Source organism: Bombella apis, from assembly GCF_018221685.1.
Lineage (GTDB): Bacteria > Pseudomonadota > Alphaproteobacteria > Acetobacterales > Acetobacteraceae > Bombella > Bombella apis.
On the sequence record NZ_JAGJTM010000006.1, the window covers coordinates 22,138 to 35,203 of the forward strand.

General features: G+C 61.3%; 9 protein-coding genes. 7 read left to right on the plus strand and 2 right to left on the minus strand.

The window, feature by feature from the left end; genetic code table 11:
- Positions 1–6 precede the first annotated feature (6 nt).
- From J8Z04_RS09095 to J8Z04_RS09115, 5 genes are all read left to right on the plus strand, one after another.
- A complete protein-coding gene (locus J8Z04_RS09095; protein ID WP_232086431.1) occupies positions 7–1,836 on the plus strand; it encodes a tetratricopeptide repeat protein in 1,830 nt (609 codons plus the stop codon).
- A 2-nt stretch (positions 1,837–1,838) separates the two neighbouring features.
- A complete protein-coding gene (locus J8Z04_RS09100) occupies positions 1,839–4,820 on the plus strand; it encodes a glycosyltransferase (RefSeq protein ID WP_232086434.1) in 2,982 nt (993 codons plus the stop codon).
- Between the two features lie 134 nt (positions 4,821–4,954).
- Complete coding sequence (locus J8Z04_RS09105; RefSeq protein ID WP_192848771.1) at positions 4,955–5,815, plus strand: hypothetical protein; 861 nt, start codon at positions 4,955–4,957, stop codon at positions 5,813–5,815.
- Between the two features lie 79 nt (positions 5,816–5,894).
- Positions 5,895–7,148 carry a glycosyltransferase gene (locus J8Z04_RS09110; protein WP_197981651.1) on the plus strand — a complete coding sequence of 418 codons (1,254 nt, stop codon included), beginning with the start codon at positions 5,895–5,897 and terminating at the stop codon, positions 7,146–7,148.
- Entirely contained in the window at positions 7,145–7,684 is a 540-nt protein-coding gene (locus J8Z04_RS09115; RefSeq protein ID WP_043559663.1) for a hypothetical protein, read from the plus strand. The genes J8Z04_RS09110 and J8Z04_RS09115 overlap by 4 nt, the downstream gene beginning before the upstream one ends.
- Positions 7,685–7,847: 163 nt before the next feature.
- Here J8Z04_RS09115 and dps read toward each other — a convergent pair whose 3' ends face one another.
- The gene (gene dps / locus J8Z04_RS09120) at positions 7,848–8,354 is read right to left on the minus strand and encodes a DNA starvation/stationary phase protection protein Dps (protein ID WP_043559660.1); all 507 of its coding nucleotides are present in this window, start codon (positions 8,352–8,354) and stop codon (positions 7,848–7,850) included.
- A gap of 94 nt (positions 8,355–8,448) precedes the next feature.
- Positions 8,449–10,953: a glycosyltransferase family 2 protein gene (locus tag J8Z04_RS09125; protein WP_192848772.1), complete on the minus strand. Its 2,505-nt coding sequence runs from the start codon at positions 10,951–10,953 to the stop codon at positions 8,449–8,451.
- Positions 10,954–11,208: 255 nt separating this feature from the next.
- On the opposite strand from J8Z04_RS09125, the gene pstC reads away from it, so the two are divergent.
- Together pstC and pstA are read left to right on the plus strand one after the other, a co-directional pair.
- Positions 11,209–12,153: a phosphate ABC transporter permease subunit PstC gene (gene pstC / locus J8Z04_RS09130; RefSeq protein ID WP_192848773.1), complete on the plus strand. Its 945-nt coding sequence runs from the start codon at positions 11,209–11,211 to the stop codon at positions 12,151–12,153.
- On the plus strand, positions 12,150–13,058 hold the full coding sequence (gene pstA, locus J8Z04_RS09135) for a phosphate ABC transporter permease PstA (protein WP_192848774.1): 909 nt from the start codon (positions 12,150–12,152) through the stop codon (positions 13,056–13,058). The genes pstC and pstA overlap by 4 nt, the downstream gene beginning before the upstream one ends.
- Positions 13,059–13,066: the final 8 nt, after the last annotated feature.

A 13,066-nucleotide genomic window follows, 5' to 3' on the forward strand; every position in this document is an offset into this window, starting at 1 on the left:
ATGGCCATGGCACGCAGGCTTGCCATTTTTGACACCAAAGCTCGCAGGCTTGCCCGGGCAACCCGGTTGCTGGAAGAGGGGAAAACGCCACAGGCTTTTTCCCTCTTCGCAAAACTTGCAAATGCGGGCGTTCCAGAGGCGGCATACAGGGTTGGGCAGTGTTATCTGTCCGGTCAGGGGACGCCTTCTTCGTTGGAGGAAGGTGCCCGCTGGACGTTTGTTGCGGCGGAGGCTGGTCTTGGCGAGGCCAGTTTTACGCTGGCCACGCTGTTCGCCATGGGTGTGCCGGACGGATTTGACCCGGCCAGGACCGTTCCCGCAGGCAGTGGTCTCTATGAGCGTTTTGATACGGATGCCATGGATGCCCACAAGCCGGATTTTGCCCGGGCCCGCATATGGGCGGAAAAAAGTGCCGCCGCCGGGCATGTCGAGGCCCAGGCCCTTTTGGGGCATATTTTCAATCATGGTCCTGATGACCTGCAGGACAGGCAGGCTGCACGTCACTGGTATGGCGAAGCTGTGCGGGGCGGGTCATTGCAGGGGGCACTCGGGTTGGGACTCATCCTGTTGGATGAGGCCGAGGATGACAGTCAGCGGGCGCAGGCTGTGGAGCTTCTCCAGCGGGCCGCAGAGGGTGGCATCGGTCTGGCCAATGCTGCCATGGGGTGGATTTACGAGCATGGTGCCAGTGGTCAGGCCCGTGATGCCGGGAAGTCTGCCAGTCATTATCTGAAAGCCGCCGAGCAGAACATTCCGTCTGCCCAGGCCCGGTACGGGCTGATGCTCCTGAAAGGCGTTGGGGTAGAGGTCAATGTCATCCAGGGGGAAAGCTGGCTGCGCCGGGCAGCCTATGGCGGGGATGCCGAGGCAGCGGCCCTGCTGGGAGACCTGTACATCCGGGGGGAAGAACTGCTCCGGCGCCCGATGGAGGCCGCCCGCTGGTATCAGCTTGCTGCTGAACAGCATCATACCCCTGCGGCCCGTGTGCTGGCCGTGCTGTATCTGACAGGAACCGGCGTCCCACGGGATGAGAGAAAAGCGGCCCAGTGGTTCAACCATGCTGCCATGCTGGGGGACCATATGGCCGATGCAGACCTTGGCAATCTGGTGCTGGCCGGTGTGACCCGCCCGGAAGATGAACAGCGCAGCCTCCAGCAGCGTCTCAGGCAGCAGGCGGAAGGTGGAAATCTGCTTGGTGCCTTCAATCTGGGCGTCTGTCTTGCGCAGGGTGTAGGGGGCACGGCAGATGAGACGGAGGCCTTCTACTGGCTGGGTCTGGCACGGGAAGGTGTCGTCAATGCGCAGTACTGGTATGGCCGTATGTTGTTTGAAGGGCGTGGCGTGGTACAGAGCAGGGAAGATGGTTTTCTCTGGATGGACAAGGCCGCCCGCCAGGGTATGCCGGAAGCCTGTGTCAGTGTGGCGCAGCTGCTCGTGACAGGGCAGGTGGGCGGAAGCCGGGACCATGCAAGGGCGCTGGAGCTGTACCAGAAAGCCGCCGAGGCCGGGTTGCCAGAGGCCTATTTCTCCCTTGGTGCCATGCATGGGGGTGGTCACGATGTGCCGGTCGATCTGGAGCGGGCCCGTGAATGTTTCGAGGAAGCCGCACAACGGGGGCATGGTCTGGCCCAGATGATGCTGGGGCGCTACCTGCTCCGGGGGCTGGGTGGGCCTGAGAATGGCGAGCAGGCCCGGTATTGGCTGGGGCAGGCTGCACGGCAGGGAATTGAACAGGCACAGACCCTGCTGGACAGTCTGGCAGACCCTTCTGCTGAGGCCTCGCAGGACCCCGCCTTGATGGACATGGCGGCAGTGGAGACCGGGATCAGCCGGTGAAGATGCAGGCCAGCTTCATCCCGGGTTATGGTCGTCTTCTCCGGGTACAGGATGAGGCCCGTTGGACAGCCCGGCATATGCAGGCCATCCAGACTGCGTTTGATGAAGGCCGGGCCTGCCTGACCCAGGGCAGGCGGGAGGATGGTCTCTTCTGGCTGAAGCGGGCCGAAGCGCTGTCCGGGCGGGATGACAATATCAGCTTTACCTGTGCCATGGCTCTGCTGGAGAGTGGTGCCATTCCGCAGGCCCTGCCGCGGCTGGAACGTCTGTGGGCCCGGTATGGGCTGCGGGAAGCCGGGCTGGCTCTGGCAGGAGGGTATCTGCGATGCGGGGCCACCGGGCCAGCGGCCCGCATCATGGGGCAGGTCCTGTCCCGGAACAGTCTGACGGTGGAGCATCATGCCCTGGCGGACAGCCTGTCTTTTCCTCTCGGGGTGCCGGGCTGGGCCGTACTGTCCAATGCGGGGGCTCTGCGGCTGCGTGCAGTTGGCCCGGTGGACCTTGTGCTGGATGGCCGACGTTTGGGAACAGTGACAGCCGGTGTGCATGATCTGGCCCGGCTGGTGCCGGAGGAGGCCGGACCATGGTGGCGGGGTCAGCAGCTTGTCGTGTTGTGTCATGACCGGCCGGTATTGGGGAGCCCGATCGACATACAGGCCCTGATACGTTGCCAGTCGCTGGTCATGGCGGAGGCGGAGGGTGTCCGGGGCTGGTTGTGGTATCCTGGTGAGCCGGACTTTCTGCCATGGTTGTGGGTGGAGGGGCATGAGGATCCGCTACGGGTGGACCGTCCTGCGGAAGCCTTCAGCAGTACAGCCCTGCTGCAACGCCCCCGGGGTTTTTACCTGCCTTATGCGGACTGGCCCCGCCTGCTGCACCACCCGACCGGTTTTCAGGATCAGTATGACCGCCTGCTGAAGGGCGCTCCGCTTGATCCCGCTCTGGTACAGCTGATGCGTACGCCAGAAGAGGGGGGAAACAGGAGGAAGGGCTGGACGAAATCGGGGTGCCGCATGGTCCGGAAGCGCAGCGGGGCCGACAGGCGGAAAGACGCTGTGGGGACAGGCTGTGCCATCATTGTGCCGGTCTATCGGGGGGAGGCCGAGGTGCGGGCCTGTCTGGCCTCCGTTCTGGCCACCATGCCGGACTCCTGTCGCCTCATCATCGTGGATGATGCGTCCCCGGATGCCGGGATTCGGGATCATCTGGACAGGCTGGCGGCAGCGGGCCGTATCATCCTGCACCGGCAGATGACGAACCAGGGGTTTGTCAGCAGCATCAATGCTGGAATGGCCCTTGTGCCAGCTGGGTGGGATGTCATTCTGCTCAATAGTGATACGCTCGTTTCTGGCAATTGGGTGGAGCGCCTGTGCCACTGGTTGCGTCTTGAGCGGGCAGGGACGGTCACGCCTTTCTCCAATGCGGGGGGGCTGACATCCTATCCGTCGCATGAGCGTGACAACCCGGCGCCTGATCCCGCAGCCTTGGCCGCCATGGACAGGCTTTTGCAGGAACAGGCGGGAAGTGTCCGGCCGGTGGTGGAGCTGCCGACGGCCAACGGGTTCTGCATGGGGATTGCGGCAGCCTGTCTGGCCGAGGTGGGGCAACTGAGAGGGGCTTATTTTGCCCAGGGTTATGCTGAGGAGAATGATTTCTGCCTCCGGGCTAGCGAGGCTGGCTTCCGCCATCTGGCCGCTGTGGATGTCTATGTCCTGCACCATGGGCATGGGTCTTTCGGGCAGGAGGCAGTGCCTCTCCTGCGTCGCAATCTGGACATACTGAATCGCCTGTATCCCGGCTATGATGCGGCCATACAGCGGTGGAAGAAGGTGAATCCGTTGCGGGATTACCGCCGGCTGCTGGACGGGCGGCGGCTGCGCCAGCACAGGGAGCGTTTTGTCGGAGCGGTGGCCCTGTTCCAGCATCGTGGGGGCGGAGGGGTGGCCCGTGCTGTGAGAGAGCAGGCGGCCCTGCTGGGGCAGGCGGGGCTTCTGCCCATCATTCTGGAGCCCACGGAAACAGGCTGCCGGGTGGTCAGCCCCGTGGAAGGGCTGGAGGCCCCCAATCTGGTGTTCACCCTGCCAGCAGAACAGCCCGTGCTGCTGGCTTTTCTGCGCCAGCTCGGCGTCCGTCTTGTTGTGTGGCACCATATGCTGGGCCATGAGCCGGGTCTGCGTGACCTGCCGCAGCAGTTGGGCGTGCCGTATGATGTCCATGTGCATGACCATGTCTGGTTCTGTCCCCGCATCGCACTGCTGGACAGGCATGGCCGCTATTGCGGGGAACCCTCCATGGCGGGCTGCATGGAATGTCTGGGGCGGGGCAGCGTGCTGGCGGATGATGGGCTGACACTGCCTGCTTTTCTGGCCCGCTCGGACAGGGAGCTGCGTCAGGCCCGCAGGATCGTGGCCCCGTCCATGGATGCGGCCTCTCGGTTGAGGCGGCACATGCCCGGCCTTGGGGATATCAGCATCGAGCCGCTGGAAGATGACTGGCAGATCAGGGCATCAGGCCCCCTGTTGCGCAGTGAGCGCCTCCCAACGCCGGAGCGGCCTCTGAAAATACTGGTTCTGGGGGGAATCAGCCGCTGGAAAGGTCATGATGTGCTTCTGGCGCTGGGGCAGCACATCCAGAGGGAAGGGCTTCCTCTGCAACTCATAGTTGTTGGAAGTACACATGATGACACGGCCAGCCTTGCGGCGGGCATCAGGGTGACTGGCTCTTATGAGGACAGGGATGTTCTGCCCCTGATAGAGGATGTGAAGGCGGATGTTGGTTTCGTGACATCCATTGCCCCCGAGACATGGTGCTATGCGCTGGGCTGGTTGTGGAAGGCCCGGCTGCCGGTCGTGGGCTTTGATATCGGTGCTTCTGCGGAACGTCTCAGGCAGGCGGGGCCAGCCTGGGGACAGGTTCTGCCGCTGGGGCTTCCGGTGGAACGGCTGGCTGGTGTTTTCCTGCGGGAAAAATGTCGCCAGGAGTGAACCGTGCCCATATATGACGATGACATTTTGCAGAATATTATCAAATCAGTTATGATTACAGGGACGTTTTAAGATGTTCTGTGCAATGTGGGCGCCTCGCGCTTGACGCATGGAAGATGATCATTGGAGATAGCATGCCAGAGACGGACACAGAACAGCCTCGTCATCGTGTTGTGGACCTGAAGGCGGGAGCCCACGTGATGACGCTGGACGCCGGCGTTTTTTGTGTGTTTCACGCCCCGGGCCAGGTGGAAGCTGGGCCGAGCGGACTGCCGGGTGTGCGGATATCCCGGGCACCGGGTGTGCCGGAGGATGCTGTCGAGGTTGTCACGTTTGCTGCCGATGGCTGGATGGGAGCTGCCAACAGCGCTGCACTGGTAAGGGTGAGGCGTGGTCCTGCCGGTGTGATGGTGACGACCTATCAGGATGGTCAGGCAGGAAGTGAAACGCCCCGCCTTCAGGTGATCAGCCTTATCAGTGGGGTACCGGCGGACCCGGCTGCGGGCGCCATGGCGGAAGGGAACCGGGTTGGTGGCAGCAAGGCTTCCGTCTCTGGTGCTGTTGGTGGAGCAACCCGGGATGTTGTGGCCCATATCCAGCGTCGTGGTGATGTGGGCGGTGCTCTTGGTGAATGGATCGGACAGGTCGACAGCAAACGCTGGATCGAGGGTTTCGCCGTTCGTCCCGAGGGGCCTGTCCGGGCCAAGGATATTGAATATCAGGCCGTTCTGGGGCGTGGTTGGTTGTCTCCCTGGTCCGAGGGAGGGCAGTTCTGTGGTTCACGGGGGATGTCCCTGCCGATTCTGGGGCTGCGGGTCCGCCTGAAGGGTGAGGCTGCCCATAAATGGACGGTCAGGCTGGCGGCCAGCTTTACGGATGGCACGAAGGTGGGGCCCATCGAGGGGGGAGCGGAGGCTCTTCAGGCTGAGAGTCTGGCCCCGCTGGAAGGGTTCCAGCTTGAGTTTGTCCCGGTGAAGGGGCAGGGGAAAAACTAGGCTGCGGCGGCTTCTGGCAAGCGCAAATAAGGCCGTAGAAGGGGGTTGCAGGCAACGGCCCTGACAGGGCGTCAGGGGCATGATCAGGCCGGGGGAAGTGGTGCGTTTTCTTTTTGTTCATCAGAGCTTCCCAGCGCAATATGCCCATATGGTGGCTCATCTGGCCCGCAGGCCGGAGCATGACGTTGTGTTCATCACGGCGGGCAAGGGGCCGGATATTCCCGGTGTCCGCCGGGTGCTCTATCGTCCGCCGGAGGTGAGGCAGGATGGGGCGCATCCGTTCGTCCGGGAGATGGACCACGCCATCCATCGGTCTGAGGCCATTGCGACAGTGGCCCGGTCGCTGCGGGATCTTGGGTTCCGGCCAGATATTATCATTGGGCATCATGGTTGGGGGGAGCTGCTGAATATCGATTCAGTCTTTCCCGGTGTGCCCGTGCTGGGTTATTTCGAGTTCTATTATGGTCTGGAAGACCGGGACATAGGGTTTGACCCGGAGTTCCCCATGCCGCAGGAAGCGGGCCTTCTGATCCGCTGCAAGAATGCCATCAATCTTCAGGCACTGGCCGGGCCGGGGGAGGGGCAGACACCGACCCGTTTCCAGCTGGGAACGTATCCGGCCTGGGCGCAGGAGAAGATCACCCTGCTGGATGAGGGGGTTGACCTCACCCAGTATCGGCCTGACCCTTCGTTGCGGCAGAAGCCATTCCGGCTGGGAAGCATCAGCGTTGCCCCTTATGAGACGCTGGTGACCTATGCTGCCAGGAATCTGGAACCATACCGGGGGTTCCACAGCTTCATGCGCTCTCTTCCCGCCCTGATGAAGGCTCGGCCGGACTGCCGGGTCATTCTGATGGGGCAGGAGGATGTCAGCTATGGTCTTCCCCCGGCGGGTGGCGGCACCTGGCGGCAGACCATGCTGAGGGAGCTTGAGGGCAAACTTGATCTTTCCCGCATCCATTTTGTCGGCTGGCTGGAGAGGGAGCAGATGGTCCGGGTTCTGCAGCGTTCGGATGCCCACATCTATCTGACCTACCCTTTTGTCCTGTCATGGTCGCTCAGGGAGGCCATGGCCGTGGGCTGTCCGCTTGTGGCCAGTGATACGGCCCCGGTGCGGGAATATCTGACGCACGGGGAGACGGCTCTTCTGGTTCCCTTCCTGCAACCGGATGCCATCGGTGATGCTGTCCTGCACCTTCTGGAAAACAGGACACTTGCCGAGACGCTGGCTCATAATGTACGGCGCCATGCAGAAAATGTGCTGGATGTAAGGCAGTATCTTGCCCAGTATGAGGCCTTGATAGGCAGAATGACAGGTCGTGAGGGAATATGAACATGCCGGAGATGGACAGGGCTGCCTTTCAGGCATTGGTGGCTGGCTGGATTGTCAAGAAATCCCCGTCTTCTGCGCCGCAGCGGCTGACGGAAGAGGACTTTGCCCAGCTGGAAGATGCTGCCTGGCGGAGCTGGTGGGCCGGGCAGGCTGGGGCTGAGGAGAATCCGGCAGAGAAAGCCATGCTGAAGAGCGTGACCGAGGGCTGGATCGTGCAGCGGGAGCGGGGGGGCATACCGGGGCCTCTGGGGGAAGAGGATTTCAGGGCGATCATGAATAGCCTGAAGCCTGAGAGAGTTCCGCCTGCCGTGCCTGAACCTGTTGTGGAGGCCGAGCCGGAGGCCGTGTCCGAACCGGACCAGCCTGTCCTGCAGCCCTTGCCTGCAGATGCCAACATCAAGGACTGGCGTGCCGATTACATGCCGGATGATCTGGGGGCCGGAAACGACGTCCTGCCGGATGGTCGTGCTGTCAAGGATGTTTTGAAGGAAGATCCTTTCTATTTCGCACGGCTTCATCTGGCTCTGTCCCTCTGAGGGCAGATATGGTGCGGAGATCGGGAAAGGGTGGCTGTGGCCACCCTTTTTTCATGCCTGAAAGGGATGCGGGTGTCGGGCAAAGAAAAAGGCATGCCCCTGTGGGAGACATGCCTTTTCCCGGTCAGCACGAAGCCCGAAGGCCCCGGTGTGGCCCAAACCCTTAGCGGGGGCCTGCTTCAGCCTGGAGGTGAGCCTCGAGGAACCAGAGGTTCTTGTCCAGCCCGCGGGAGATCTCGGTGAAGATGTCGGATGTATCTTCATCGCCAGCTTCGGCCGTCACCTTGATGGCTTCACGGACCTTGTTGGCCACGACGCCATAACGCTCTGCCAGAGCCTTTACGTGGTCATGCACGGTGTAGATGTCCGTGGGGTACGGAGCGCAGTTGGTGTTCTTCTGCACTGTCTGCACGGTACCGAGAGCCACGCCACCCAGCTGGACGGCACGCTCTGCGGCGGTATCGACAAAGCCATCCAGCCCGCTGCGGAAGCCGTCCAGCATCTCGTGTACGCCGATGAAGTTGACACCCTTGAGGTTCCAGTGGGCCTGCTTGGTCACCAGTGCCAGGTCGATCAGGTCAGCCAGACGAGCATTCAGTGTCTCGATGGAAACAGCCTTCGTGTTGTCCGGTGTGTTGTTGCTGGTGTGATAATGATTGATCTTGCTCATCATAGTGCTCCTTCGTGTTCTCCCGTCCTTCACTGGAGGGGAGAAAACTTTTTCAGAAACCAACCGGGAGGGACTCCTCCGGGCCTCGTCACCCTCAGGACCATAAATCCTCTGGGTTGCGGAGGTCAAAGAAGGTCCTCAGGTCCTGCCGGAAATAATGTGGGTATGCCGGATCATTTTTAAAGAGCGGATTGTCTTTCCATCGTTCCAGCATGATCTGTTTTTCGTTGAAAAAACGGGCCTCATGTTCCGGGCGGTCGTCACTCCCCCGGGAGAAGCTCTCATGATGGACGGCTTCCGCCTCGGCGCAGAAGAGGATGCGGTACCCGTTGTCGCGGATTTTCAGGCAGAGATCGACATCATTGTAGGCAACGGTCAGGCCGACTTCATCAAATCCCCCCATGGCATCAAAGAGCGGGTGGGAGACCAGCATGGCAGCCCCGGTGATGGCCGTCACCTCGTGGCTGATACACAGGCGCCCGATGTAGCCGAAAGCTTTCGCCGGCTGGAGACGATGGACATGGACCCCGATGATGTCTGGCCCGACAGCCACACCAGCATGCTGGATGGTGCCATTGGGGTAGAGGAGCCGGGCCCCGACGGCGCCAACATCCGGTGCGGCCTGTGTTTCCTGCACCATCCGTTTGAGGAAATCCGGCTGGGTGACGATGACGTCATTATTGAGGAAAAGCAGCAGGTCGCTGTTGCTGTGTCTGGCTGCCAGATTGTTGAGCCGGGCGTAGTTGAACGCTTCTTCTACATGCAGGATGCTGATCCGGTCATGGTTCCGTATTCCGTCCAGCCATGCCAGCGTTTCCCTGTGTGTAGAGAAATTGTTCACAAGGATGATGTCGAAGGCACTGTAGGTCTGGGTGTCCAGGAGGGATTCAACACAGCGCCGTGTCATGTCCAGCTGGTCCCGGAAGGGGATGATGATGCTGACGGCAGGCTGCTTCCGGAACGGCCAGCGAATGGAATAGAGGCTGAGATGCTCCACGGAAGAAACGGTCGCCTTGATGCCACGGCGTTTCAGATGCTCGGTGATACAGGCTTCACCGGCCCGGATGGCATTGCCCTTGTTGCTGACACTGCTGGACGTGGAGTTGGGGCTCTTGCGCCAGTGGTACAGAATTTCCGGTACGTGGTGGATGGCCTCGCGCGGGATGATCTCCACGGCACGGAGGAGGAAATCATGGTCCTGTGCCCCGTCATGGCGGCTGTCCAGTGGGCCGGTCTGGCGGACAGTGTCTGCCTCCATGAAGGTGAGATGGCAGATATAGTTGCAACCCAGAAGGTAGCGGTAGTCATAGTCGGGTTTCAGGTTTGGTTCGAGGAAGTGCCCTCCAGCATCCACCTTGTCCTCGTCGCAGTAGAGCAGCCTGGCGCCGGTCTCCAGCGCAGCCCGGACCATGTTCTCCAGGGCGACATCCACCAGCAGGTCATCATGGTCGAAGAAGGCAATGTAGGCGCCCTTTGCGTGGCTGATGGCCTTGTTGGTTGCCCCGGCAATGCCCCGGTTCACTTTCAGTGAGAATGTGCGGATTCTTCTGTCTTTCCGGGCATATTCCCTGAGGAGCGCTCTGGTCCGTTCACACTGGCTACCATCATCGACAAGGATGAGCTCCCAGTTTTCATAGGTCTGGTCCAGGACGGATTCGACAGCAGCGCGGAACTCCGCCTCATCTGGCCGCCATGTCGGGCAGAGGACGGAGACGAGAGGTGTTTCCTTCAGCGGACGGGCCTTGCGCAGCAGGGCTGTCTGTTCCCGCAGGAGGGGGTAATAGCTTTTTGCCCAGCGGTCATAATGCTGGAGGTTGAGCGGCTTGCGGGGAATCAGCGAGCGTGTGGTGTTGCGCAGGGCTGTCAGCTGCTGGTGTAGGGCGGCGATGCTGTTTTCAATCTGTACGAGTTTTGCCGTCAGCTGGTCATCGGCCAGGGCCGTGACCAGCGGGCTGCCGACAAGCGGGATTTCGTCAGGCAGGCTGGTAATGGTGATCTCGTGGGGAAGGCCATCATGATAGCGCTGGGGGATGGGCAGCTCGAATCCGCAGTTGGGGGCGCTTTTCAGGAACTCGACAACATCGCCCCGGTAGCAGTCGGCCCGGACAGTCCCGACCGGCACACCATCCACCCTGACAGACACGACAACATGGCCGGACCAGTCAGCCCCCGGATGATTGCGGGAAACGACCCAGCCCCGCAGTAGCCCTTCGAACATGCCATCAACGCAGCTCTGATATTCGGTCTGGGGCGGGCGTGAGAAGGTGAGGGTCTCATGCGCCCTGTCGGGCTGGTCCTCATCGGGGAAGAGAAGGGCGGTGCGGTCATCAAAGCGGATGGAGATGCCGTGCTGTGCGCCATCACAGGCTTCCGGGGGGAGCCTGAAGCGGAAGCCCAGCTTGTTGCTGGGAATACGCAGGATCTGGCGGACATCCTCCCGTTTGAGGTCGCAGAGAACCTGCATGACTTCCTGGCCATCCACCAGGACATGCAGCAGGACAACACGGGACGGCTCGTGCAGGTTGACAGCCCAGCCTGCAATGATGCCGTTCTGGCTGTCCACCGTATCAACAAAACCCTGGAACTGATGTGCAGGCATTGTCCTCTCCTGAAATCAAGGTCTGGTGAAAGATGTCTGTTTCATAATTGTGAAATATTTCCGTGCCAGACACATGGCATTTTTCATTCCGAAATGAGGAATACAGAAAAAAGCGGGTTCTTCCACCATCAAAGTGGGACAATCGCTTTTTCTGACGGTTGTTCTTTGCGGGCAGGGACGGTAATGCACGAAGGCGAGGCATCCTTCATCATGAGGGCAGGCCTCTGAAGGTGAAACGGTCAAGGCTTCGGATACATGCGCATGACGCCCGTATTGCGTTCATCACACCGTAGAGCGGGGTTCGACGCCGTTTTCCATGGGTTGCTCCTGCTCTGCTCACTGCTGGTGCTGGCCATGCTTGGCGGGCTGATCCTGCTGATGGCCACAGGCGGCTGGCAGGCTTTCACAAGGTTTGGCCTTTCCTTTTTCACGACAGTCTCGTGGAATCCCGTCAAGGATACATACGGGGTTCTGGCCCCTCTGCTGGGGACACTCGTCAGCACGCTCATTGCCATGCTGATTGCCGTCCCCATGGCGTTTGGTACGGCCTTCTGGCTGACCTACATCGCCTCGGGGCGGTTTGCCTCCATCGTCGGGACGACCATCCAGCTTCTGGCGGCCGTGCCCTCCATCATTTTCGGCATGTGGGGGTTCCAGACCATCGTCCCGTTCATTGCCCGTGATGTACAGCCTTTCCTGAACCATCATTTCCGGCATGTGCCTGTTCTGGGGTCCATGCTCTCCGGTCCTCCGGTTGGTACGGGGCTTGTGACGGCCGGTATCATATTGGCGGTGATGATCGCTCCATTCATCACGGCGGTGATGGTGGATGTGTTCGGGGCGGTTCCCCCCATGCTGCGGGAAAGTGCCTACGGGCTGGGGGCAACACGCTGGGAGATGATGCGCAAGATTGTCGTGCCCTGGTCCCGCAATGGCATGATCGGGGCGATTGTGCTGGGCATGGGGCGTGCACTGGGTGAGACCATGGCCGTGACTTTCATTATCGGTAACGTGACGACCGTGGGCTGGTCCCTGTTTGCGCCACGCAGCACCGTGGCCTCGCTGATTGCTCTCCAGTTCCCGGAAAGCCCGGAAGGCTCCCTGCGTCTCTCGTCTCTCATGGCGCTGGGCTTCATCCTCATGCTCCTTTCCTGTGTCAGCCTGGCGCTGGCACGTTGTCTCAGAGGGAAACGTCAATGACGGAACCTGTGATCTCTCCGGCATCTTCCAGCGAGGCCGACAGGGCCGGTTCTGAGTCGGGGCGATGGCGTCCGGGGCGCAAGGCCCTGCGGCGGCAGATGCTGGATTATGTGGCGACAGGCGTCAGTATTGTGGCGGGGAGTGTCCTGCTTCTGGTTCTGGTCTCCATCCTCTGGACGCTGCTGAGCCGTGGGCTGGTAGGTCTCTCATGGGCAACACTGACGCACAGGATGGGGCCTCCCGGTTCTGGTGGCGGGTTGGCCAATGCCATCGTGGGCAGCCTTTTGCAGACGGGTCTTGCCCTGTTGATGGCGGCCCCGGTCGGGCTGATGTGCGGCATCTATCTCTCCGAATATGGGCGCAAGGGCAATCATTTCGCCAGCGCCGTGCGGTTTGTGGCGGACATGCTGATGTCGGCCCCGTCCATTCTGATCGGCCTGTTCATCTATCAGCTTCTTGTCGTGCCATTCGGTCACTTTTCCGGGTTCTCCGGTGCTGTGGCGCTGGCCGTGCTGGCCCTGCCCCTCATCGTGCGGACAACGGAGGACATGCTCCGCCTGGTACCAACGTCCATGCGGGAGGCGGGAGCGGCCCTGGGAGCGGCCCGCTGGCGGGTCATCCTGTCCCTTTGCCTGCGTTCGGCCCGCAAGGGCGTGACGACCGGCATTCTGCTGGCCCTGGCCCGCATGGGGGGGGAGACGGCTCCGCTGCTGTTCACATCGCTGGGCAATCAGACCATGTCCACCGACATGACCCGGCCCATGGCCAGCCTGCCCATCGCCATCTACCAGTATGCCGGTGCCTCTTATGAGGACTGGGTGCAGCTGGCCTGGACGGGTGCCCTGCTGGTGACGTTCGGCGTACTGCTCATCAACATCACCGTGCGGCTTTCATCCCGTCACTGAAATCAAGG

What these genes read in the sequence shown, in the direction of transcription:
- pstA (WP_192848774.1), top strand. Translation starts at nt 12,150, where the DNA reads ATGACGGAACCTGTGATCTCTCCGGCATCTTCCAGCGAGGCCGACAGG.
- dps (WP_043559660.1), bottom strand. Translation starts at nt 8,354, where the DNA reads ATGAGCAAGATCAATCATTATCACACCAGCAACAACACACCGGACAAC.
- pstC (WP_192848773.1), top strand. Translation starts at nt 11,209, where the DNA reads ATGCGCATGACGCCCGTATTGCGTTCATCACACCGTAGAGCGGGGTTC.
- J8Z04_RS09115 (WP_043559663.1), top strand. Translation starts at nt 7,145, where the DNA reads ATGAACATGCCGGAGATGGACAGGGCTGCCTTTCAGGCATTGGTGGCT.
- J8Z04_RS09105 (WP_192848771.1), top strand. Translation starts at nt 4,955, where the DNA reads ATGCCAGAGACGGACACAGAACAGCCTCGTCATCGTGTTGTGGACCTG.
- J8Z04_RS09095 (WP_232086431.1), top strand. Translation starts at nt 7, where the DNA reads ATGGCACGCAGGCTTGCCATTTTTGACACCAAAGCTCGCAGGCTTGCC.
- J8Z04_RS09125 (WP_192848772.1), bottom strand. Translation starts at nt 10,953, where the DNA reads ATGCCTGCACATCAGTTCCAGGGTTTTGTTGATACGGTGGACAGCCAG.
- J8Z04_RS09110 (WP_197981651.1), top strand. Translation starts at nt 5,895, where the DNA reads ATGATCAGGCCGGGGGAAGTGGTGCGTTTTCTTTTTGTTCATCAGAGC.
- J8Z04_RS09100 (WP_232086434.1), top strand. Translation starts at nt 1,839, where the DNA reads ATGCAGGCCAGCTTCATCCCGGGTTATGGTCGTCTTCTCCGGGTACAG.